We start from the raw sequence: 22,273 nt of genomic DNA, 5'->3' as shown, positions 1-22,273 counted from the left end.
CATACTGGGTGCTGTCGCTTTTTAAACCAGGAAACAGATCTCTGACAATGAATTTACAGCATCACTTTCTTATTGCCATGCCTGCTCTCCAGGATCCGATTTTCCGTCGTTCAGTCGTTTATATCTGCGAATACAGCGATGATGGCGCGATGGGTATCATCATCAATAAACCGCTGGAAAATCTTACCGTTGAAGGCATTCTGGAAAAGTTAAAAATTTCCCAGGACGCGCGCGTGCCTGAAATTCGCCTCGACAAACCGGTTATGCTGGGCGGCCCGCTGGCCGAAGAACGTGGCTTTATTTTGCATACGCCGCCGGGCTTCGCTTCCAGCATCCGTATTTCGGACAACACCGTTATCACCACCTCCCGCGACGTGCTGGAGACGCTGGGTACGGAAAACCACCCTACCGACGTGCTGGTGGCGCTTGGCTATGCCTCATGGGAAAAAGGTCAGCTTGAGCAGGAGATCCTCGACAACGCGTGGCTGACGGCACCTGCGGACTTAAACATTCTGTTTAAAACCCCAATCGCCGATCGCTGGCGTGATGCAGCAAAACTGATTGGCATCGATATCCAGACCATGCCTGGCGTAGCGGGGCATGCCTGATGAGCGGTACTCTCCTCGCATTTGATTTCGGCACCAAAAGTATCGGTGTGGCGATTGGTCAGCGTATTACCGGCACCGCCCGCCCGCTGACGGCCATCAAGGCGCAAAACGGCACCCCGGACTGGAATCTGATTGAGCGTCTGGTAAAAGAGTGGCAGCCAGAGGCCGTGATCGTTGGTCTGCCCTTAAACATGGATGGCACCGAACAGCCGCTGACCGCCAGGGCGCGTAATTTTGCCAATAAGATCCACGGTCGTTTTGGCGTGGCTATAAAGCTGCACGATGAACGCCTGAGCACGGTCGAAGCCCGCGCAGGCCTGTTTGAGCATGGTGGTTTTCGCGCCCTCAACAAAGGCAGCGTTGACTCCGCCTCCGCAGTGATCATCCTCGAAAGCTTCTTCGAACAGGGTTACTGAACCCTGCCCGAAGGAGTGCCCGCACTCACGACATGTCCAGCAGTTTGCCGTTGAGCGCCGTCAGCGCAGCAAGACGGCTCTGGATGCTCTGCTCGTCAATATTCCACATGCCAGCAAACGCCAGCGCGGCATGATGGGCACCCACCGGCTGCGCCATTGAGACCTCGCCGTCGTCATGATGCCAGATAACTCGCCCCTGCTGGCGCTGCTGCGCAACGTGTGGGGCAAGCTGTTGCCACTGTTCCGGGCTAAAGCGCGGTATTAATGCTGCGTCCGTTTCGGCGGCCAGCAGTGACATCCCAATAACCGATTGCCACGCAGGCAACATATGGTAACCGGCCAACGCCTGGCTGGTCTGGCTCCCGGGCACCGAGTGCCAGATATAAATCACCTGATCCTCCCACAGCACGCCCAACGCCACTACGATATCGCGCGGTGCCAGACGTTCCAGCTGCGGCAGCGCGCGGGAAAACAGCTCTGAACCCCGGATCGCCTGCGCCGCCAGGGCATGAATGCCGGGGCCGGGCAGATAGCGCCGCTGTTCATCCTGCATGGTCAGGCCAATGGAGGCCATCGACATCAGCAGGCGGTTCACCCTTGTGGTGTTGATCCCCATCAGCCGCGCAAGTTCACGACAACCGATGGCGCGGCCGCTGGAGACCAGATATTGCAGACAGCGAATGCCGTCAATCAGACTTTGATTCGGTTGGGATGACATAGCCGTTTTCTGTGAGTGCAGGTCAGAGTCTGATTCTACCGCCAGCGCCGCAGGATACAAGGTATGGCGCGGTTTACCCCAGCCGCCCCTGCGCCCTTCTCTCGGCGAGGCTCTGCTCAAAATTTTGCATCCCTGCCTGCAGCCCGGTCTGAATTACCCCGGGCAGCTGATAGCTTTTGCCTTCGCGGATCAAATTTGCCGCCGCAGGGGTATTGATCAGCAGTTCAAACAGGGCAACACGCCCCTGCTGGTTATCCCGCTCCAGCTTTTGCGCCAGCACCGCACACAGGCTTCCCGCCAGCTGTTTACGCACAGGATCTTTTTCCTGAGCGGGAAAGGCATCCACCAGCCGTTCGATGGCCTGTGCCGCGCCACGAGTATGTAGCGTCGCCAGTACCAGATGACCCGTCTCCGCTGCCGTCAGCGCAAGACGGATAGTTTCGCTGTCGCGCAGTTCTCCCAGCAGAATGACGTCGGGATCTTCACGCAGTGCGGCGCGAAGTGCCTCGGCAAACGTCGGGCAGTGCAGGCCAATCTCCCGCTGCTGGACCAGGCTGCGCTTGCTCTGATGTATAAACTCCACCGGATCTTCCAGGGTCAGGATATGCCCGTCACTGGAGCAGTTAAGAAAATCGACCATCGCCGCAAGGGTGGTCGATTTACCGCTGCCTGTGGCGCCCGTCACCAGAATCAGGCCGTTATCGCTGGCCAGCAGCTCGGGTAACGCCCGCGGCGTACCCAACGACCGCAGCTGCGGACAGTGTTCCGGTAGCAGCCGGAGCGCCAGCGAGCAGCCCTGCGTATGAGCAAATGCGCTACCGCGCAGGCGCTGTTGATTCTGCAGCGTTACGGCAAAATCCACCTGCCCGCAGGTGCACCATGCCACCTGCTGTTTATCGCTGAGCCAGCTTTTTATCAGCGCGACGACGTCCGGCCCCGGAAAAGGCGCCAACTCCATTTTGCCCCGCCGTCGCCAGCGAGGCGGCGCATTACTGCACAGGTGTAGATCCGACACGTTATGCTTTACACTAAGGGCCACAATTTCTTCCATATCCATATAACGATCCTCGGAAAATGAACGACATTGCGCACAACCTGGCACAGATCCGGGACAAAATCTCAGCCGCAGCAATGCGTTGCGGCCGTGCTTCAGAAGAAGTGACGCTGCTTGCAGTCAGTAAAACCAAGCCTGCGAGCGCCATCGCAGAAGCAATCGCGGCAGGCCAGCGCGCATTCGGCGAAAACTACGTGCAGGAAGGGGTAGAGAAAATTCGCCTCTTTCGCGAAAACGGCCATACGGACCTTACATGGCACTTTATCGGGCCGCTGCAGTCGAACAAAAGCCGTCTGGTCGCCGAACATTTTGACTGGTGCCACACCGTCGATCGCCTGCGCATTGCCACACGCCTGAGCGAGCAACGCCCTGGCGATATGGCACCGCTTAACGTGCTGATTCAAATCAATATCAGTGACGAAAACAGCAAGTCAGGCATTACGCTGGACGAACTGGATGCGCTGGCGGATCAGGTTGCGGCGCTTCCTGGCCTTCAGCTTCGCGGGTTAATGGCGATCCCGGCCCCGGAACCCGATTACGACAGGCAATTTGCCGTCGCCCAGCAAATGGCTGTAGCATTTGGGGCGCTTAAAGCGCGCTACCCGACGGTCGACACGCTTTCGCTGGGCATGACGGACGATATGGACGCCGCTATCGCGGCTGGCAGCACCATGGTGCGCATCGGAACGGCTATTTTCGGTGCGCGCGATTACACCCAATAATCCCCATACTAAGGAAACCTGAGGAACGCCATGAAGACGTTGACCTTCTTGCTCTCAACGGTCATTGAACTGTATACGATGGTGCTTTTGTTGCGCGTCTGGATGCAGTGGGCCCGTTGTGATTTTTACAATCCCTTCTCGCAGTTTGTCGTCAAAGTGACCCAGCCAATCATCGGGCCATTGCGCCGGGTGATCCCACCGATGGGGCCGATCGACAGCGCATCCATGCTGGTGGCGCTGATTTTGTGCGTGATCAAAGCGATCGTGCTGTTTATGGTGGTCACCTTCCAGCCGATCATCTGGATCGCCGCCGTGCTGATCCTGGTAAAAACAATCGGCCTGCTGGTGTTCTGGGTGCTGATGGTGATGGCGATCATGAGCTGGGTCAGCCGGGGTCGTAGCCCGGTGGAATATTCGTTAATTCAGCTGACCGAGCCGCTGCTGCGCCCGATCCGTAACCTGCTGCCAGCGATGGGTGGAATCGACTTCTCGCCGATGATCCTCGTGCTGCTGCTGTATGTGATCAACATGGGTATCGCGGAACTGCTCCAGTCCACGGGCAACATCCTGCTGCCGGGGCTGTGGATGGCGCTATGAGTGCTGTCAGCACCTGCGCCGACGGGCTGGTTTTACGGCTGTACATTCAGCCGAAAGCCAGCCGTGACGCGATTGTTGGGCTGCATGGCGACGAGTTAAAAGTCGCCATCACCGCCCCACCGGTGGACGGCCAGGCGAATTCACATCTGGTGAAGTATCTGGCGAAACAGTTTCGCGTCGCCAAAGGCCAGGTGATCCTTGAGAAGGGTGAACTGGGTCGCCACAAGCAGGTCAAAATTGTTAATCCGCATTACATCCCGACGGACGTCGCGGCACTGATACCACAGGATTAAACCATGCAAAAAGTTGTTCTCGCTACCGGTAACGCCGGTAAAGTGCGCGAGCTGGCCTCGCTGTTAAATGATTTCGGTCTGGATGTGGTCGCGCAGACCGAGCTGGGCGTGGACTCTGCTGAAGAGACCGGCCTGACGTTTATTGAAAACGCCATTCTGAAAGCGCGTCACGCGGCGCAGATTACGGGTCTGCCTGCCATCGCTGATGATTCTGGTCTGGCGGTTGATGCGCTGGGCGGCGCGCCGGGGATTTACTCCGCCCGCTATTCCGGCGTTGATGCCAGCGACCAGCAAAATCTGGAAAAGCTGCTGGCAACCTTGAAAGATGTCCCGGATGCACAGCGCCAGGCACAGTTCCACTGTGTGCTGGTGTATCTGCGTCATGCCGAGGATCCGACTCCTCTGGTCTGTCACGGCAGCTGGCCTGGCGTCATCGCTCACGAAGCGGCAGGCAGTGGCGGCTTTGGCTACGATCCGATTTTCTTTGTCCCTTCTGAGGGCAAGACCGCGGCCGAACTGAGTCGTGAAGAAAAAAGCGCGATTTCCCATCGTGGACGCGCACTAAAACTGTTACTGGAAGCGTTACGTAATGGCTAATTTGCCACCTCTGAGTCTTTATATTCACATCCCGTGGTGCGTGCAGAAATGCCCGTACTGCGATTTCAATTCGCATGCGCTGAAGGGTGAAGTGCCGCATGACGACTACGTTCAGCACCTGTTGCAGGATCTGGATGCCGATGTTGCTTACGCGCAGGGACGTGAAGTTAAGACCATTTTTATCGGTGGCGGTACGCCGAGCCTGCTCTCGGGCCCGGCGATGCAGACGCTGCTCGACGGCGTGCGCGCACGTCTGAATCTGGCAGCGGATGCAGAAATTACCATGGAGGCCAATCCGGGCACCGTTGAGGCCGATCGTTTTGTCGACTATCAGCGCGCCGGGGTGAACCGCATCTCGATCGGGGTGCAGAGTTTTAGTGCGCCAAAACTGCAGCGTCTGGGGCGTATTCATGGCCCGGATGAGGCAAAGCGCGCCGCACACCTGGCGACCGGACTGGGGTTGCGCAGCTTTAACCTCGACCTGATGCACGGCCTGCCGGATCAATCGCTGGACGAAGCGCTGGACGATTTGCGCCAGGCCATCGATCTGAATCCGCCGCATCTTTCGTGGTATCAGCTGACGATTGAGCCTAACACGCTGTTTGGCTCGCGCCCGCCGGTACTACCTGATGATGACGCGCTGTGGGATATCTTCGAGCAGGGCCACCAGCTGCTGGCTGCCGCCGGGTATCAGCAGTACGAAACCTCGGCCTATGCAAAGCCGGGCTACCAGTGTCAGCACAATCTGAACTATTGGCGGTTTGGCGATTACTTAGGGATTGGCTGCGGCGCCCACGGCAAAGTGAGCTTCCCGGACGGGCGCATCCTGCGTACCACCAAAACGCGCCATCCGCGTGGCTATATGGAAGGGCGTTATCTGGAGCGTCAACATGACGTTGAAGCGCACGACAAGCCATTCGAGTTCTTTATGAACCGCTTCCGTCTGCTGGAACCCGCGCCGCGCGCGGAGTTTGCCCGCTATACCGGTCTTTCCGAAGCGGTCATCCGCCCACAGATTGACGCTGCGCTGGCGCAGGGCTATCTGACCGAGTGCGACGATTTCTGGCAGATAACCGAGCACGGCAAACTGTTCTTAAACTCCCTTCTTGAGCTGTTCCTCGCCGAAGATTCCTGAAGACAGATTCAGGATTTTGCATCCCGCTCTGCTGGCTGAGGAATTAGCTGGCAGAGTGTGGGGATGGATAACGCAAAATACTTACGCACGAATATGACGCCTGAAGAAGGACGCCTCTGGTATTTGTTAAGGGGGCGTCGTTTTTATGGTTTTAAGTTTCGCCGACAAATGCCGATTGGCCCCTGGATCGTGGATTTCGCCTGCTTCAAGGCGAAACTGATCGTTGAGCTGGACGGTGGACAGCATCAGGATAATGAGGGGTACGATTTACGCAGAACGGCTTATCTGAATGCGCATGGCTGGCGTGTGATTAGGTTCTGGAATAACGAATTCAGAGTGAATGAAGAAAGTGTGCTAATGACGATCCTTACCCATCTGAATCGACAGTTGCCCTCACCCCAGCCCTCTCCCACAGGGAGAGGGTGCTAAACATCCCCTCTCCCTGTGGGAGAGGGTTAGGGTGAGGGGCCCAGACGCACTTAAGCAAAACCTACTTCAGCGTCCCCACCAGCCCCTTGCGGCTCTCTTCCAGTGATACAACGCGTTTACACACGTCTTTGCCGAATGCCTGGAAGTCCGCTTCCTGATTTTTCCACTCGTTTTGAATCGAGGTTTGCAGGCCGCCCAGACTACCCAGTACGCCCTGCAGCGGGTTACCGCCGCCTTTCAGCACCGCTTTGGCGCCCATCTCGTTAATACTGTCCTGCAAAATGCCGCCCATCGCCTGGTTCACCAGCTGCTGTCCGTCGGCACGCACCTGATCAATCGCCTGATAGTGGAACGTCAGGCCGTCGGTGCGACGTTCGATAATACGGTTCATCTGCTCTTTGAGCTGCGCGTCCAGTTTGGTCAGGCGCGAGCGCATATTGCTGCTCTCCCCCACCTCTTTGGCGATGATTTTATCCAGCGCGACGCGGCCTTTTTCAACCCGGGTCAGAGCACCTTCGTTGATCCACGGCAGCGCGCTGCGCAGATCGGCCTGATAATCCTTTGCCTGCTCGCGCTGGGCGGCGCTCAGGGTGGGCTGCTTGCCGTTAAACATAACGTTGCCATCCGGGGTGATCACCAGATTGCCGTTCTCGCCTTTCACCTGCACGGTTTGCGGGCTCAGGATCACATCGTCGCGCGGCGTGACTTCACATTTGTACTCTGCGTGAGCAGTCAGTGCGGTGGTCATTAAAGCCGCCGCAAGCAGCGTTTTGCGCATCATAAATACTCCCTCATACAAAACGGGCCAGCAATTGCTGGCCCCTTATGCTTTATTAGTCCCACCAAATGTCGAAAAGTTCGCTCACGCGCACCTCTTCTAATTTGTGGTCTTCCAGCCACTTACGCACGATAGCCTGCTGCTCTTCGGTACATTGACCGATTTCCTGCTTGCAGATCAAACCCTCCCACGCCAGGTAGCCGCTGCCGTCAAAGGCCAGCTTGTTCGGCTCAATGACTTCATCAATGAAGGCATCAACGTCCTTATCGATCTGTTCTACACTGGTGCCTTCCGGGAAACGCCATGCGACGGAAAATCCAATTTCCTGGAATTCCTCGATATGCATTTTCTTACGCAGACGACGGCTACGATTCTTTGCCATTATTTCACCCTCTCGAACATTAAGTCCCATACACCGTGACCAAGACGATGGCCACGCTGTTCAAATTTCGTCACCGGACGTGAGTCAGGACGCGGTACGTAGTCATTGCTTGCCGACTGGTTTTTATACCCGTCGAGCGTCGACATCACTTCCAGCATATGCTCCGCATACTGTTCCCAGTCGGTCGCCATGTGGAAAACGCCACCCAGCTTCAGCTTGCTCTTTACCAGCTCGGCAAAGGGTGCCTGAACGATACGGCGTTTATTATGACGTGCTTTGTGCCATGGGTCAGGGAAAAAGAGCTGAACCATGTTCAGAGAATTGTCAGGAATCATCTTGTGCAGCACTTCTACCGCATCGTGACACATGACGCGCAGGTTCTCTACGCCCTCTTCATGCGCCGTCGCCAGGCAGGCACCCACTCCCGGGGAGTGAACTTCGATACCGATAAAGTTCTGCTCAGGACGTACTTTCGCCATCGCAACCAGCGACGTACCCATGCCAAAACCGATCTCCAGGGTGACAGGTGCATCGCGGCCAAACAGCTCAGCAAAGTCGAGCGGCTGTTCGTTGAACTCAACGCCCATCACCGGCCAGTAGTTATCCAGCGCGTGTTGCTGCCCTTTGGTCAGGCGGCCCTGACGGCGGACAAAGCTGCGAATACGGCGCAGCGGGCGACCGTTTTCATCAAATTCCGGTGATATGACGTCGTTTTTCATAAAAGAGTTGTCTGCTTGTGAGAATGTTCGGGAAACGCGCATTATCCAAAGTTAAAGGTCGGATGCAAGCATGGGAAAGATCCGGTTTACAGCCGAATGCCTCTGTGCTGCAATCTGCGTCCCTGATATCGCGAAGCGAAGACCATGCAAGCCTCTCAATTTTCAGCCCAGGTGCTGGACTGGTACGACAAATACGGGCGTAAAACCCTGCCCTGGCAAATTGAAAAAACGCCGTACAAAGTATGGCTCTCTGAGGTGATGTTGCAACAAACGCAGGTTGCTACCGTTATTCCTTACTTTGAGCGCTTTATGGCGCGTTTCCCAACGGTAAGCGATTTAGCTCACGCCCCGCTCGATGAAGTATTGCACCTGTGGACCGGGCTCGGCTATTACGCCCGCGCGCGCAATCTGCATAAAGCCGCGCAGCAGGTGGTCACCCGACATAACGGCAAATTCCCGGAAACCTTCGAAGAGGTGGCCGATCTGCCGGGCGTCGGGCGCTCTACCGCCGGGGCGATTCTCTCCCTTTCGCTGGGCAAACACTTTCCCATTCTCGACGGCAACGTAAAACGCGTGCTGGCGCGCTGTTCCGCCGTGAGCGGCTGGCCGGGCAAGAAGGATGTTGAAAAACGTTTATGGGACATCAGCGAAGCGGTCACCCCGGCCAAAGGCGTGGAACGCTTTAACCAGGCGATGATGGATTTAGGGGCGATGGTCTGCACCCGATCCAAACCCAAATGCGAGCTGTGCCCGCTGAATAACCTCTGCATGGCCTACGCCAACCACAGCTGGGCGCAGTATCCCGGTAAAAAGCCAAAGCAGACGCTACCGGAACGTACCGGCTATTTCCTGCTGATGCAGCACGACGAGACGGTGTTTCTTGCCCAGCGTCCGCCAAGTGGGCTGTGGGGAGGCTTGTTCTGTTTTCCGCAGTTTGAGGATGAAGCCAGCCTGCGCGACTGGCTGGCGCAGCGCGGCATCAGCGGCGATACTCTCAGGCAGTTAACCGCGTTTCGCCACACCTTTAGCCACTTCCACCTGGATATCGTGCCAATGTGGCTTCCCGTGTCCTCATTCACCGCGTGCATGGATGAAGGCAACGCTCTCTGGTATAACTTAGCGCAACCGCCGTCAGTTGGGCTGGCGGCCCCTGTAGAGCGCCTGTTACAGCAATTACGTGTCGGAGCAATGGTTTAGCTCCGGGGCGACAAAGAGGAATGAGTATGGCCAGAACAATTTTTTGTACCTACCTGCAACGCGACGCGGATGGTCAGGATTTCCAGCTTTATCCGGGCGAACTGGGTAAGCGCATCTATAACGAGATCTCTAAAGAGGCGTGGGCGCAGTGGCAGAAGAAGCAGACCATGCTGATTAACGAGCAGAAGCTCAATATGATGAACGTTGAACACCGCAAGCTGCTCGAACAGCAGATGGTCGATTTCCTGTTTGAAGGGAAAGACGTACACATCGAAGGCTACACGCCACCAGAAAAATAATACCGTGCACGCTTGCCGGGTCTGCAACGTCAGGCCGGGTAAGCGTAGCGCCACCCGGCGAAAGCAGCGCCAGAACCAACACAACACGCACTTTCGGAATGATGAAAAAATTTTTAGCGCTGGCTCTTGTTGCACCGTTACTTGTTTCGTGTTCTTCCAGTAAAAAAGGCGATAGCTATAACGAAGCCTGGGTGAAGGACACTAACGGTTTTGACATTCTGATGGGGCAGTTTGCCCACAACATCGAAAACATCTGGGGATTTAACGAAGTCCTGATCGCAGGTCCGAAGGACTACGTTAAGTATACCGACGCTTATCAGACCCGCAGCCACATCAACTTTGATGATGGCACCATCACGGTCGAAACGATCGCCGGCACCGATCCCGCAGCGCGTTTACGCCAGGCGATCGTCAAAACTCTGCTGATGGGCGACGATCCGGGCTCTATCGACCTCTATTCCGACGTCGACGACATTACCATCTCCAAAGAGCCGTACCTGTACGGTCAGGTGGTGGATCAAACCGGACAGCCCATTCGCTGGGAAGGTCGTGCCACCAACTTTGCCAACTACCTGCTGCAGACGCGCCTGAAAAGCCGCAGCAACGGCCTGCGCATTATCTACAGCGTAACCATCAATCTGGTGCCAAACCACCTCGACAAACGTGCGCATAAATACGTGGGAATGGTCCGTCAGGCGTCGCGTAAATACGGCGTTGATGAGTCACTGATTCTGGCGATTATGCAGACCGAGTCGTCGTTTAACCCGTACGCCGTAAGCCGCTCTGATGCGCTGGGTCTGATGCAGGTTGTCCAGCACAGTGCCGGAAAAGACGTGTTCCGCTCGCAAGGTCGTTCCGGCACGCCGAGCCGTAACTATCTGTTCGATCCCGCCAGCAATATCGATACCGGCACCGCCTATCTCGCGATGCTGAACAACGTTTACCTGAGCGGCATTGATAACCCCACCTCGCGCCGGTATGCGGTGATCACCGCCTATAACGGTGGTGCAGGCAGCGTGCTGCGGGTCTTCTCCAGCGACAAAATTAAAGCGGCCAGCATCATCAACAGCATGACGCCAGGGGATGTTTACCAGACCCTGACCACCCGTCACCCCGCCGCGGAGTCACGTCGCTACCTGTATAAGGTCAACACGGCTCAAAAGAACTATCGTCGTAAGTAATCCTCCACGTTTCACCCTCTCCTGCGGGAGAGGGTTCTTGCCCCCGCGCGCCATCCATACGAAATTGTTATTTGCATCACAATCCAGACTGCAAATTAATAAGGATTGCATTTTTTTGCGGGAGGTAACAAAACATCACGTCACTCGCTGATAGAATTGCATCAAATACCGTACACAAATGTTTTTAATTCAACACACAGCCCGCTCTCTTGTGAGGAAAGTTACATGAACCTTAAGCTGCAGCTTAAAATCTTATCGTTTCTGCAGTTCTGCCTGTGGGGGAGCTGGCTTACCACGCTTGGCTCCTACATGTTTGTCACGCTCAAATTCGATGGTGCATCGATTGGCGCGGTCTATAGCTCTTTGGGTATCGCCGCCGTCCTTATGCCGACGTTACTCGGGATTGTGGCGGACAAATGGATAAGTGCGAAGTGGGTGTACGCCCTTTGTCACCTGGTCGGGGCCGGAACGCTGTTTATGGCGGCCGAAGTTACGACGCCAGGTGCGATGTTTATGGTTATCCTGCTCAACTCGCTGGCATATATGCCAACGCTGGGCCTGATTAACACCATCTCCTACTATCGCCTGAAAGAAGCCGGTATGGATATCGTCACCGATTTCCCACCGATTCGTATCTGGGGCACCATCGGCTTTATCATGGCGATGTGGGCAGTGAGCTTCTCCGGTTTTGAACTGAGCCATATGCAGCTATACATCGGTGCGGTGCTGTCCGTGGTGCTGGCTCTGTTCACCCTGACGCTGCCGCACATTCCGGTCTCTAATCAGCAGAAAGACCAGAGCTGGAGCAGCATGCTCGGTCTGGATGCCTTCGCGCTGTTTAAAAACAAACGCATGGCGATCTTCTTTATCTTCTCCATGCTGCTGGGTGCAGAACTGCAGATCACTAACATGTTCGGCAACACCTTCCTGCACAGCTTCGATAACGACCCGCTGTTCTCCGGCAGCTTTATCGTTGAACACGCCTCGGTGATGATGTCGATTTCGCAGATCTCCGAAACCCTGTTTATCCTGACCATCCCGTTCTTCCTGAGCCGCTACGGCATCAAGAACGTTATGATGATCAGTATCTTCGCGTGGATGCTGCGTTTCGGTCTGTTCGCCTACGGTGACCCATCTGCATTCGGTACCGTGCTGCTGGTTCTGTCGATGATCGTCTACGGCTGTGCCTTCGACTTCTTCAACATCTCAGGTTCGGTGTTTGTGGAAAAAGAAGTGCGTCCGGAAATCCGCGCCAGTGCTCAGGGTATGTTCCTGATGATGACCAACGGTTTCGGCTGTATTCTTGGCGGGATCGTGAGCGGTAAAGTGGTTGAGATGTATACCACTAACGGGATTACTGACTGGCAGCCGGTGTGGTTGATCTTCGCAGGCTACTCGCTGGTTCTGGCCTTCGCGTTCATGGTGCTGTTCAAGTACAAACATGTTCGTACGCCAACAGGTACGCAGTCCATCGCACATTAATCGCCTTAACTTCCCCCTCCTGTCGGAGGGGGAAATCTTTTACTTCAGCACATAGCCGTACAAGCGCTTAATCCCGTCCGCATCCTTCTCGCTGTAAACGCCCTGCAACTCCGGTGAAAATCCGGGCAGCAGATTGACGCCCTCTTCCAGCGCCAGGAAATAACGTTGCACTGCCCCGCCCCATAGCTCACCCGGCACCACGCACAGCACGCCCGGTGGATAGGGCAGCGCGCCCTCGGCGGCAATGCGCCCTTCGGCTTCGCTGATGCGCACCAGCTCGACGTTACCGCGAATAAAGGCCTGGTTGGCATCCTGCGGGTTCATCGCCACGGCAGGCAGGCTCTCCTGGCGGAACATCGCCTTCTGCAGATCTTTAACGTCAAAACTCACGTACAGATCGTGCATCTCCTGGCAGAGCTGACGAAGGGTGTAATCCCGGTAGCGCACCGGGTATTTCTTCCAGATCGTCGGCAGAACGTCCGCAAGCGGGGTGTCGTCTTCGATATGCTGTTCAAACTGACCAAGCATCGCCACCAGCTGGGCCATTTTCTCTGCGCTCTCGGCCGGGGTCAGCAGGAAGAGAATGGAGTTGAGATCGCACTTCTCCGGCACGATGCCTTTCTCACGCAGGTAGTGCGCCAGAATGGTCGCCGGAATACCAAACTCGGTGTATTTCCCGCTCTCCACATCAATCCCCGGCGTGGTCAGCAGCAGCTTGCACGGGTCGACAAAATATTGCTCCCGGGCATAGCCTTCAAACCCGTGCCATTTCGCCCCAGGCTCAAAGCTGAAGAAACGCAGCTCGCGGGCAATCGTCTCGGTAGGATGATCCTGCCACGGACGCCCGGCCACCACTGGCGGAATAAACGGCTGGATCATCTTGCAGTTGGCGATTATCGCCTTGCGCGCCTCAATGCCGAGCGCGACGCACTCTGCCCAGAGTCGACGCCCGCTCTCCCCTTCGTGGATCTTGGCGTTCACGTCCAGGGCAGCAAACAGCGGGTAAAACGGACTGGTTGAGGCGTGCAGCATAAACGCGTTGTTGAGACGCTTATGCGGGCAGAAACGCGCCTGGCCGCGAAGATGATTATCCTTTTTATGGATCTGCGAGGTCTGGGAGAATCCGGCCTGCTGCTTATGCACCGACTGGGTGACAAAGATCCCCGGATCGTTTTCATTAAGTTCCAGCAGCAGCGGCGAGCTGTCTGCCATCATTGGGATAAACTGCTCGTAACCCACCCATGCGGAGTCAAACAGGATGTAGTCGCACAGCTGGCCAATCTTGTCGATCACCTGGCGGGCGTTGTAAATCGTCCCGTCATAAGTGCCAAGCTGGATCACCGCCAGGCGGAACGGACGCGCTTCATCAGCCTTTTCCGGTGCCACGGTACGGATCTGCTGGCGCAGGTATGCTTCGTCAAAGCAGCGGTCATCGATGCCGCCAATAAAGCCAAACGGGTTACGCGCCGCTTCAAGATACACCGGCGTGGCCCCGGCCTGGATCAGCGCCCCGTGATGGTTAGATTTGTGGTTATTGCGGTCGAACAACACCAGATCGCCACGGGTCAGCAGCGCGTTGGTCACCACCTTATTGGCAGCTGAGGTGCCGTTCAGCACAAAATAGGTTTTGTCGGCGTTGAATACCTTCGCCGCAAATTTTTGTGCGTGTTTGGCAGACCCTTCGTGGATCAGCAGATCGCCGAGCTTGACGTCGGCGTTGCACATATCGGCCCGGAAAAGGTTCTCCCCGAAGAAGTCAAAGAACTGGCGGCCTGCGGGGTGCTTCTTGAAGAAAGCGCCGTGCTGATGCCCCGGACAGGCAAAGGTGCTGTTGTCCATCGCCACGTACTGGCTCAGGGTGTCGAAAAACGGCGGCAGCAGGTTCTCTTCATAGCGACAGGCGGCCGTTTCCAGCTCCAGCCACTCCTGTGCCTTGCCGTTGATCACCGCGTCGACGCCAGCAGGCGCGTCTACAGACTCTTCTGAGAACATAAAAACAGGGAGCTGAAAGCCCGTAAGTTTCAGTAACGCGAGGATGCCGCTGTGACTATCAGCGACGGTAATGACGACTGCCGCCACGTCCGTAAAATCTGTGTTATCCAGCGTCACCACTTCCCGGTGCGTAGACAAGGCGGACGCCAGCTCACGGCTGACGGCAATTTTCATTGTTTTCATAAGCGCAAATACCCGTGCAAGGCGAGAAAAGCCCCGGACAGGGAATCTTCCCTGCCCAACGAATGTGTCTGACCGGAGTTCAGCTCCGACCGCCAGACATCAGTAAAAGCAGAACGCGTCTGGTTTTACTGTTGTCCTGCAGTGAGCCTGCGTTACCCTCACCGCACGGTGAGCGTAGAATACGAAGCGTCGATACGGCGAGGTCTGTACGCAGCAATTAATAATATATTCATTGGCGGCCCCGTATCTGAGAGGAGAAAATTCGCGCAATAATGTCACCTTTCACCAGGCCGTGCAAGACGCAATCATTATGCAAAAACAGTATTAAAACAGCGTTATTACCCGCTGAAAACAGCAATAATAATGCAATATCAATGAGTAATTAACGGGAGTTTACTTTGGTTATTGGACCCTTTATCAACGCCAGTGCCGTGTTGCTGGGCGGCATACTTGGCGCCGTACTGAGCCAGCGATTACCGGAGCGTATTCGCTCTTCCATGCCCTCGATTTTTGGCCTGGCTTCGCTGGGGATCGGTATTCTGCTGGTGATCAAATGCGCCAACCTGCCGGTGATGGTACTGGCTACGCTTGTCGGGGCGCTGGTTGGCGAATTATGTTTTCTGGAAAAAGGCATCAACAGTGCCGTCGGCAAAGCCAAAAACCTGCTCTCACGGGGTCAGTCGAAAGGTGGCTCGCACGAGACATTTATCCAGAGCTATGTGGCGATCATTATTCTGTTCTGCGCCAGCGGCACCGGGATTTTTGGATCGATGCAGGAAGGGATGACCGGCGACTCCAGCATCCTGATCGCCAAATCATTTCTCGATTTCTTTACCGCCACTATCTTCGCCACCACGTTAGGGATCGCGGTGGCGGCGATCTGCGTGCCGATGCTGGTTATCCAGCTGGCGCTTGCCACCTGCGCCACGCTGATCTTACCGCTTACGACCCCGGCGATGATGGCAGACTTCACCGCCGTTGGTGGCCTGCTGCTGCTGGCTACCGGGCTTAGGATCTGCGGTATTAAGATGTTTGCAGTGGTCAATATGCTGCCCGCGCTGGTTATCGCGATGCCGCTCTCGGCCCTGTGGACCGCCTTTTTTGCCTGAGAAAGCAGCAAGCTGGTGACAGAGTGTGCGGTCAGTAGCGAATTCAGCAATTTTCGTTGACGACACGGAGCGAATCGGTTTTAATGCGCCCCGTTGCCCGGATAGCTCAGTCGGTAGAGCAGGGGATTGAAAATCCCCGTGTCCTTGGTTCGATTCCGAGTCCGGGCACCACTATTTAGAAAAACCAGCCTTAGGGCTGGTTTTTTGCTTTCTGGCATTTATGAATTCAATGATTAGCCGATCCCTGCCTCATCTCCGCCCAGATAACGCGCATGCAAAAATGCGGAACTGACCGCATCAATATCGTACCCAGCTACACCATATTCCTCAAAATGATTACGCCATTCCCTCACTACCCGCCAGATACGGTCAATTTCCGCAATGGCATCAACCCGGTTCAAACCAAACCGCTCACACCACGAAAGTGCATTAACCAGCGTGGCTTCTTTGCCGAACGCGCCCACACCAAGATGCAGGCGACGGTGGTGAGAATGAACGGGGCGAGGCACGACGTCGTATAAGGGGCTAATACGCCATGCGAGATTGACGGCACGTTGAGCCTCTTGCGCCCCTCGGACTGGCATTTGCTCTGGTGATTCCATCAGGATAAAGCCATGGTTGCGTAAATGGTCATCGTCATTGTTGACCAAAATATTGAAGACCATCCGGCGGTACAGTTCTTTCAAATCATCAGTAAGGCTGGCCGCATAAAGATGACGGCGCATAGTATCTGCCAGCTCAGCATAACTGCTTTCTATCGATGCCATCTCATGGATATTCATCAGCGTCAGAGCAGACACAAAATGACGTCGTCCGGTGCTATCTCCTGCCCCCACACGGTCAAAACGCTTAATCAACATCGCAAATCGTTCAGAACCAATCTCTTCGAGACGAGTCTCAGGAACATGGAGCCCTGCCGCCTGTGCAAGTCTTAAGGTTGCATGTTCGATTGCAGGATAGCAAAAACCACGGTCGGTACGGGAAGAGAACTTCGCCAGCCAGTGACTGCCATCTTCCACCACTACAGTTGCTTTGGGACGCATTCCGCCCATGCTGGACCCGGCATCAAATATCCCGTGAAGATTTGCTGGCAACGGCAAGCCATTCTCAATCCTCTCGGCTGCATCTAAGAGATAACCCAGTGATTTGATATCCGTTGACGCACCTAACGCTCTCGCCGGTTCACCATCAGGAGTGATATCTAACGCCCCGGTCCGGTTTGGCCCTGCCTCAAGAAGATACACCGACTCCGGCAATGCATTCGCCGGAACCCGCTTTTTAGCTTCAATGACGCGACGGCCCCATGCATCAGGTGCGGCGTCGCGAATTCCGCCAAAAAGCGCAGACTCTTGTGCAAACAATACCTGCCCCGCCACGTGCTGTCCTTGCAACATACCCAACCCGACAGGATCGATTTCAATTGCGCCATTTCGTTTTAGGTACTTAAGACCATAAACAAAACGCGATGCGCGGAGATCAATGCCTTCCTCCTGCAAATGTAACTTACCAGCAGGAACTGACAGGGGTGATCCCGGCAAAAACGCATGCACCATTAACGTCTTATCAGAAGTCATATTCTTCCAGTTCCGTATCGCTTAGCGGCCTTGCACGGCGGGGACGGTTCGCGAATTCCTGAGCAGCAACCACGTTATCTTTCTTAGTCAATACATCCGCCAGCGTTGCGCCAGGGCGAACTACGCTGAGGTAACGTAGGATCTGGCCTATGGCAACGCCTGCATCACCGTTTTCAATCCGGCTTACCGTATTACGACTGAGATTTGCGCGTACGGCGACTTCTGCCTGCAGCATTTTGCGGGCAATTCGACTGTGCGCCAGAGTTCTCCCCAGCGTAACGAGTTGGAGAAGTTGTTCTGAAGAGAGGAGTTCCTGCTGTGATCGCTTCACCATGCACCTTAAAACACGCAATAAAATCTTTAAGCTATATTTTAGGTGCAATTGAACAAATTTCAACCTGTTCATGATGACTGTCAGAATGTCATATGATTACGATCAGAAAACCAGCCTTAGGGCTGGTTTTTTGCTTTCTGCGAACCGAAAACCGTCAACCGCTCGGGATTTCCCCCTGGCAAAAACGGCGCATCGCACGACAAGTACTCCTGATATTCAGCGCCGTGCTGCAGAAGCTGCTCTGTGCAAAACTCCCGCTCACCGTAGTCGACCTTCGTTGAAAACTGCGTAAAGAAATTCATCATAAGGCGTTCCCACCGTCTGAACAGGCTCCCCTATTGAAGGATAAGGGAACCCTGGTTTAGGCTTTTTTCGCGCTGTACACTTCATCGCCGGAGAACGCCGGTTCGGCCCAGAAATTGATATTAAACTGTGCGTCGTCGGTCATTTCGATACGGTGCCAGTACTGCGGCGGACTGGTGGCGAAATTACCCGCATTAATCACCACTTTCACTTCAGGTTCGACTGCGTCTTGATTGGCGAAACCGTAGTAGGTCACGGTCCCTTCCATCACGCACAGCTGACCAAAAATACCGGCGGCGGTGTTGTGATGGCTCAGCAGCGCGGCAGGTACGCTGTCTTTAGTAAAAAAAGGGGTTGAACGTTTGATGGTCCAGTTTTTAGGGATTCTGTGATGGCTCATAATTGACTCCGGCTCTAAAGATGCATTTAAAATACATCTTTAGTTTTAGCCCGTAAAGTAATTTTGATAATAAATCTCATTATCAATTTTAGGCTCTCTTTTTCTCAGCAGTCAGGCAACCCCTTCGCCAGCAATTGCGGCCACACTGCCGCCCAGTCCGAGCCGTGCGTCATGCCGTCTATCGTCTCTATCTGAACGCATCGCCCGCCAACGGCCTGCTGAAAACGCCGGGCAACCGCGGGAGGCACAGTGTCATCCGCCCCACCGCTGTAGTGAACCTGCGGCAATCTGCGAAATGCCGAAGCACTGTTAATAGCGCTAAGCGCTGTAGGCATGGGGGTAACACGATGGATCTCATTCACATACGCAACGTCAAGATTGCCCGCCACAGTACGCAGCGAGCGCACATCGTCGCGGGTGGCCGCCAGCAGCGCGGCAATATTTCCCCCGCCCGAATAGCCTACCAGATCGAGTTTCACCCCCGGATAACGCTGTACAACGTGATTGAGCGCCTCGTTCATCGCCTCAACGACCGCTGGCGAGAAACGGTCACTCGTCCAGAGATTAACGCTGCACGTAGCCGGTAACGGTGGTCCGATAAACTGGCAGGGCCGGGCGAGATACAGCACATTTTCGCGATTATCCGCAGCGGCCAGCAACAGGCCGACAGGATTATGCGGTGTGGGGTTATCGGAAGGCTGGGTGCGGCTTTTCCAGGCAAAACCATCGCCCTCAAGGTAGACGCGCAGTGAATGCACCGGAGGGGTGATTCGCTGCCAGGCGGCGATCGGGAACGACGGCGTGTTAATTTTTTCACTGATCAGACCAGCTCGTGCAGCGATCTCCTCTCCCTCGCGATAAAGGTCGTGCGAAACACAGCGGGTTAATAATATAGATAAACTAATCAATAGCGTTCCCTGCAAAATATGAGGATATATCTTCATAACCGCTACCAGCCTTAAATCAAATTATAAATACTACAAAAATTAAGGGTTTATTTCAGCAAGAAATAATTAAGCAAGGCTTATTGTTTTTGACAACCAGTTGTATATTCTGCGCCCGACGATATCGGATTAATCCGAAGAAAAACGCACCTGCTATTGCACAACTCTCGCAACGTTATGACGGAACACCATGGAAAAGAAACGACTTAGCCAGCTTATTTCCCTGCTGCTGGCCACTACGGCAGCGCAGTCTTACGCCACCTCAGACATCATCATCGACTCCCCGGTCAGCAATGTTCAGATTGCCAACTCAACGGACCTGGTGCATATCACCGGGCAGGGCACGATTACCGGCAGACCTGCACCGGCGTTATCGGTCAATCAAGGCGTCACCGTTAACACCCTGACCAACGAGGGTGTCATCAGTAATACTGATTCATTCCTGCTGTTTACCAGTAACAATACGGTGCAGATTGATGGCACGGTCGGCACCTTTAATAACAACGGAACCATTACCAATAATAATCAATATCGATCTGGCAATGTCGTGGCGGTGAGCGCCTCAGGCATGGTGAATAATTTGACCAACAGCGGTACCATCCAGGCGGGTTTAACCAATTTATACGGTGCCTCGGGGATCTATAATCAGGGCACCATAAATACCCTCCTCAATGAGGGTGAGATTAATGGCAGCTCGTACGGTGTGTATAACGCGGGTGCCATCGACAGCCTTAAAAATAATGGCCAGATCACTGCTAACAACACCGCCATCTACAGTAACAATACCGTTGGAACCATCATTAACAACGGGCTGATTACCGGTAAGAGCTTCGCCCTGCTTGTCGACAGCGGTACCCGCAATGCAGTGACGCTGACCAATACCGGCACGATCAGCGGTGATATTTATTCCGTCAGCGATATTCCGCTGGTCATTAACGGCGGTACTACCACCCAGGGCACGCTGAACGGGCTCGAGGGCGCAACGGGTAACATTACCAGCTCCCACGTGGTATTCGGCACCGGCTCGCTGCTGTTAAACGATAATGTGAATACCGCCGCCGCGATGATCATGAATATGGCTTCGCTGGATATAGATGAGCCCGTAAATGTGCCAAACGGCACGGTGGTGAACGAAGCGGCTTCATTGCAGGTCAACAGCAGCATCACCATTACCGGTGATTACCATCAGAAAGCGGCCGCCACGCTGATTTCCGGTGTATCCGATCTGACCACCGCCAACGGCGATCTGCTGGCCGATACGGGCTATGGCCGCCTGAACGTTAGCGGCAATGCCACGGTCGACGCGGGATCCAGCATCAACCTGCTGCGCACCGGCAGCACCTACAAGTTTGCCGAAGGCCAGCGCTATGTGGTGATCGCTGCCGCAGGCAGCGACACTCACTACAATGCCGGGAGCCTGAATTACAAAGCCATGGGTTATAGCGGTGAAGTGAAAGGTTCCGTCTACGAAGAAGCAGAGAGCAAGGCGCTAGTGTTAACCCTGACCACCGCGCCGGTTATCCCGGAACCTCAGCCAGAACCACAACCTGAGCCACAGCCCGAAGTGACCCCGCCGGTAGTGACACCACCCGATGTCACCACACCCGTGGTGACGGAGCCAAACCAGCCTGCGCCTGCGAATCCAACGCCTGCGCAGCCTGGCAAACGTGACTGGGCAACCATCCCGAGCGCCACTGCTGCACTGGGTGGCCTGGCGAGCTATACCGGTATTTCTTCTCCACAGCTGCTGGATCTGTACAACGCCTCCCTGGCCGTTGAAGGCAAATCCGAAGCGAACCGCGCAGGCGAACAGCTATCCACCAGCCAGAACCTCAACGCCAGCTCGGCGGCAACCGTTGCCACCTCTACCGCGCAGGCCGTCGTGGGTGCACACATTGATGCCGTGCGTAATCCGCAAGCTTCAGGCACCAGCGGTGTGGCAACCGGCGACGACTACGCCAGCAACTGGATCGTCTGGGGCCAGCCGTTTGGCGGTTATGCCCGTCAGGACAGCAGCGATCGGGTCAGTGGCTACACCGCTAAGTTTGGCGGCCTGATCATCGGTGCCGACCGTGCGCTGGGCGACGACTGGCGTCTGGGTGCTGCGGTGAACTACAGCAATACCTCGGTTCACGGCAAAGACAACCTGAGCGGCAACACCTCCACCGCCGATAACTACGGCGTGATTGGTTACGCAGGCTACACCGGCGATCCGTGGTACCTGAACCTCTCTGCTGGCCTCAACCGTCAGAACTACAGCTCCGTGCGTCGCGCTGATTTCACCGGCTTCTCCGGGGCAGCACACGGCAAGTTCAACGGTCAGTCGGTCACCCTGCAAACCGAGTTCGGCTATCCGTTCACGCTGCCAGCCGACGTGGTTCTGACGCCGCTGGCAGCGCTGACTTACGGTTATCAGCACGTTGATGGCTACAACGAAACCGGCGGCAACGGTATGGCGCTGGATGTTGGCAGCACGCACGCTCAGTCGGTGGTCAGCGATATCGGTGCCCGCATCGAGAAAACCTTCGCCACCGATCTGGGTAACCTGACGCCGTTCGCACAGGTGTCCTGGATCCACCAGTACGACAACCGTCAGGTCAGCAGCCATGCGACCTACGCCGCTGACGCCATCGGCGAAACCCGCTTTATCACCAAAGGCGCCTCACCGGTAGAAGATATGGCTGGCCTGGCCATCGGCAGCACGCTGTACGATGCGAATGAACTCAGCTTCGATGCGCGCTACGATCTGCAGGCAGGCGACCGCTATCAGGCGCACACCTTCAGCCTGCGCTTACGCAAGTCTTTCTAATCGTTAATGAAGCTAAAC

The 22,273-nt window shown here is 55.4% G+C and carries 25 protein-coding genes and 1 tRNA gene; 15 read left to right on the top strand and 11 right to left on the bottom strand.

Translation table 11 applies throughout. The features are described 5' to 3' along the window. Positions 1 to 47 precede the first annotated feature (47 nt). Together ACRDD5_RS13275 and ruvX are read left to right on the top strand one after the other, a co-directional pair. Entirely contained in the window at positions 48 to 608 is a 561-nt protein-coding gene (locus tag ACRDD5_RS13275; RefSeq protein ID WP_271284594.1) for a YqgE/AlgH family protein, read from the top strand. Then, complete coding sequence (gene ruvX / locus ACRDD5_RS13270) at positions 608 to 1,024, top strand: Holliday junction resolvase RuvX (RefSeq protein ID WP_438677023.1); 417 nt, start codon at positions 608 to 610, stop codon at positions 1,022 to 1,024. Before ACRDD5_RS13275 ends, ruvX begins: the two co-directional genes overlap by 1 nt. Before the next feature lie 25 nt (positions 1,025 to 1,049). On the opposite strand, the gene ACRDD5_RS13265 is transcribed toward ruvX, so the two are convergent. Beyond that, positions 1,050 to 1,742 carry an IclR family transcriptional regulator domain-containing protein gene (locus ACRDD5_RS13265; RefSeq protein ID WP_271284592.1) on the bottom strand — a complete coding sequence of 231 codons (693 nt, stop codon included), beginning with the start codon at positions 1,740 to 1,742 and terminating at the stop codon, positions 1,050 to 1,052. 73 nt (positions 1,743 to 1,815) lie between these two features. Further along, a complete protein-coding gene (locus tag ACRDD5_RS13260; RefSeq protein ID WP_438677022.1) occupies positions 1,816 to 2,799 on the bottom strand; it encodes a type IV pilus twitching motility protein PilT in 984 nt (327 codons plus the stop codon). Between the two features lie 17 nt (positions 2,800 to 2,816). Between ACRDD5_RS13260 and ACRDD5_RS13255 the strand changes: the two genes are divergently transcribed. The 6 genes from ACRDD5_RS13255 (at position 2,817) to ACRDD5_RS13230 (ending at position 6,569) form a co-directional block, all read left to right on the top strand. Beyond that, positions 2,817 to 3,518, top strand: a complete 702-nt coding sequence (locus ACRDD5_RS13255; RefSeq protein ID WP_438677021.1) for a YggS family pyridoxal phosphate-dependent enzyme — start codon at positions 2,817 to 2,819, stop codon at positions 3,516 to 3,518. 30 nt (positions 3,519 to 3,548) lie between these two features. Next, positions 3,549 to 4,115 (top strand): YggT family protein, encoded by a 567-nt coding sequence (locus ACRDD5_RS13250; protein ID WP_271284589.1) that lies wholly within the window; start codon positions 3,549 to 3,551, stop codon positions 4,113 to 4,115. Next, positions 4,112 to 4,408, top strand: coding sequence for a DUF167 family protein YggU (yggU, locus tag ACRDD5_RS13245; protein WP_438677020.1), 297 nt, complete (start codon positions 4,112 to 4,114; stop codon positions 4,406 to 4,408). Before ACRDD5_RS13250 ends, yggU begins: the two co-directional genes overlap by 4 nt. Positions 4,409 to 4,411: 3 nt before the next feature. Beyond that, the gene (locus ACRDD5_RS13240; protein WP_271284587.1) at positions 4,412 to 5,005 is read left to right on the top strand and encodes an XTP/dITP diphosphatase; all 594 of its coding nucleotides are present in this window, start codon (positions 4,412 to 4,414) and stop codon (positions 5,003 to 5,005) included. Then, entirely contained in the window at positions 4,998 to 6,140 is a 1,143-nt protein-coding gene (gene hemW / locus ACRDD5_RS13235) for a radical SAM family heme chaperone HemW (protein WP_438677019.1), read from the top strand. The genes ACRDD5_RS13240 and hemW overlap by 8 nt, the downstream gene beginning before the upstream one ends. A 63-nt stretch (positions 6,141 to 6,203) precedes the next feature. Beyond that, the gene (locus ACRDD5_RS13230; protein ID WP_438677018.1) at positions 6,204 to 6,569 is read left to right on the top strand and encodes an endonuclease domain-containing protein; all 366 of its coding nucleotides are present in this window, start codon (positions 6,204 to 6,206) and stop codon (positions 6,567 to 6,569) included. Positions 6,570 to 6,630: 61 nt separating this feature from the next. On the opposite strand, the gene ACRDD5_RS13225 is transcribed toward ACRDD5_RS13230, so the two are convergent. Genes ACRDD5_RS13225 through trmB form a run of 3 tightly spaced genes read right to left on the bottom strand, consistent with a single transcriptional unit; the run spans position 6,631 to position 8,448 of the window. Beyond that, positions 6,631 to 7,350, bottom strand: coding sequence for a DUF2884 domain-containing protein (locus tag ACRDD5_RS13225; RefSeq protein WP_438677017.1), 720 nt, complete (start codon positions 7,348 to 7,350; stop codon positions 6,631 to 6,633). Positions 7,351 to 7,402: 52 nt separating this feature from the next. Beyond that, the gene (locus tag ACRDD5_RS13220) at positions 7,403 to 7,729 is read right to left on the bottom strand and encodes a YggL family protein (protein ID WP_438677016.1); all 327 of its coding nucleotides are present in this window, start codon (positions 7,727 to 7,729) and stop codon (positions 7,403 to 7,405) included. Beyond that, positions 7,729 to 8,448, bottom strand: coding sequence for a tRNA (guanosine(46)-N7)-methyltransferase TrmB (gene trmB / locus ACRDD5_RS13215; protein ID WP_271284582.1), 720 nt, complete (start codon positions 8,446 to 8,448; stop codon positions 7,729 to 7,731). The genes ACRDD5_RS13220 and trmB overlap by 1 nt, the downstream gene beginning before the upstream one ends. Positions 8,449 to 8,592: 144 nt before the next feature. Between trmB and mutY the strand changes: the two genes are divergently transcribed. From mutY to ACRDD5_RS13195, 4 genes are all read left to right on the top strand, one after another. Continuing rightward, positions 8,593 to 9,645 (top strand): A/G-specific adenine glycosylase, encoded by a 1,053-nt coding sequence (mutY, locus tag ACRDD5_RS13210; RefSeq protein WP_438677015.1) that lies wholly within the window; start codon positions 8,593 to 8,595, stop codon positions 9,643 to 9,645. 26 nt (positions 9,646 to 9,671) lie between these two features. Continuing rightward, positions 9,672 to 9,944, top strand: a complete 273-nt coding sequence (locus ACRDD5_RS13205) for an oxidative damage protection protein (protein ID WP_271284580.1) — start codon at positions 9,672 to 9,674, stop codon at positions 9,942 to 9,944. A 101-nt stretch (positions 9,945 to 10,045) separates the two neighbouring features. Next, entirely contained in the window at positions 10,046 to 11,125 is a 1,080-nt protein-coding gene (mltC, locus tag ACRDD5_RS13200; protein ID WP_271284634.1) for a membrane-bound lytic murein transglycosylase MltC, read from the top strand. Positions 11,126 to 11,350: 225 nt separating this feature from the next. Further along, the gene (locus ACRDD5_RS13195) at positions 11,351 to 12,607 is read left to right on the top strand and encodes a nucleoside permease (protein ID WP_271284579.1); all 1,257 of its coding nucleotides are present in this window, start codon (positions 11,351 to 11,353) and stop codon (positions 12,605 to 12,607) included. Between the two features lie 39 nt (positions 12,608 to 12,646). Here ACRDD5_RS13195 and ACRDD5_RS13190 read toward each other — a convergent pair whose 3' ends face one another. After that, positions 12,647 to 14,782 carry an ornithine decarboxylase gene (locus ACRDD5_RS13190; RefSeq protein WP_438677014.1) on the bottom strand — a complete coding sequence of 712 codons (2,136 nt, stop codon included), beginning with the start codon at positions 14,780 to 14,782 and terminating at the stop codon, positions 12,647 to 12,649. A gap of 398 nt (positions 14,783 to 15,180) precedes the next feature. Here ACRDD5_RS13190 and ACRDD5_RS13185 point away from each other — a divergent pair, with 398 nt between their 5' ends. Both ACRDD5_RS13185 and ACRDD5_RS13180 read left to right on the top strand, forming a co-directional pair. After that, complete coding sequence (locus ACRDD5_RS13185) at positions 15,181 to 15,891, top strand: DUF554 domain-containing protein (RefSeq protein WP_438677013.1); 711 nt, start codon at positions 15,181 to 15,183, stop codon at positions 15,889 to 15,891. 95 nt (positions 15,892 to 15,986) lie between these two features. Beyond that, a tRNA-Phe gene (locus tag ACRDD5_RS13180) sits at positions 15,987 to 16,062 on the top strand. Positions 16,063 to 16,124: 62 nt separating this feature from the next. Here the strand turns inward: ACRDD5_RS13180 and ACRDD5_RS13175 are convergent. The 5 genes from ACRDD5_RS13175 to ACRDD5_RS13155 all read right to left on the bottom strand — a co-directional run bounded on the left by ACRDD5_RS13175 (position 16,125) and on the right by ACRDD5_RS13155 (position 19,446). Beyond that, entirely contained in the window at positions 16,125 to 17,465 is a 1,341-nt protein-coding gene (locus tag ACRDD5_RS13175; RefSeq protein ID WP_438677012.1) for a type II toxin-antitoxin system HipA family toxin, read from the bottom strand. Continuing rightward, the gene (locus tag ACRDD5_RS13170) at positions 17,455 to 17,871 is read right to left on the bottom strand and encodes a helix-turn-helix domain-containing protein (RefSeq protein ID WP_271284575.1); all 417 of its coding nucleotides are present in this window, start codon (positions 17,869 to 17,871) and stop codon (positions 17,455 to 17,457) included. The genes ACRDD5_RS13175 and ACRDD5_RS13170 overlap by 11 nt, the downstream gene beginning before the upstream one ends. A 44-nt stretch (positions 17,872 to 17,915) precedes the next feature. After that, positions 17,916 to 18,104 (bottom strand): hypothetical protein, encoded by a 189-nt coding sequence (locus ACRDD5_RS13165; protein ID WP_271284574.1) that lies wholly within the window; start codon positions 18,102 to 18,104, stop codon positions 17,916 to 17,918. Positions 18,105 to 18,160: 56 nt separating this feature from the next. Next, on the bottom strand, positions 18,161 to 18,502 hold the full coding sequence (locus tag ACRDD5_RS13160) for a DUF1971 domain-containing protein (RefSeq protein ID WP_438677011.1): 342 nt from the start codon (positions 18,500 to 18,502) through the stop codon (positions 18,161 to 18,163). 104 nt (positions 18,503 to 18,606) lie between these two features. Beyond that, complete coding sequence (locus ACRDD5_RS13155) at positions 18,607 to 19,446, bottom strand: alpha/beta hydrolase (RefSeq protein ID WP_438677010.1); 840 nt, start codon at positions 19,444 to 19,446, stop codon at positions 18,607 to 18,609. Between the two features lie 190 nt (positions 19,447 to 19,636). On the opposite strand from ACRDD5_RS13155, the gene ACRDD5_RS13150 reads away from it, so the two are divergent. Next, the gene (locus ACRDD5_RS13150) at positions 19,637 to 22,255 is read left to right on the top strand and encodes an autotransporter domain-containing protein (protein ID WP_438677009.1); all 2,619 of its coding nucleotides are present in this window, start codon (positions 19,637 to 19,639) and stop codon (positions 22,253 to 22,255) included. Positions 22,256 to 22,273 lie beyond the last annotated feature (18 nt).

The sequence above is a fragment of the Silvania sp. genome, from assembly GCF_051656365.1.
Lineage (GTDB): Bacteria > Pseudomonadota > Gammaproteobacteria > Enterobacterales > Enterobacteriaceae > Enterobacter > Enterobacter hatchlandensis.
Note: the sequence above shows the minus strand (reverse complement) of the source record. Positions and strands in the feature narration are given on the sequence as shown.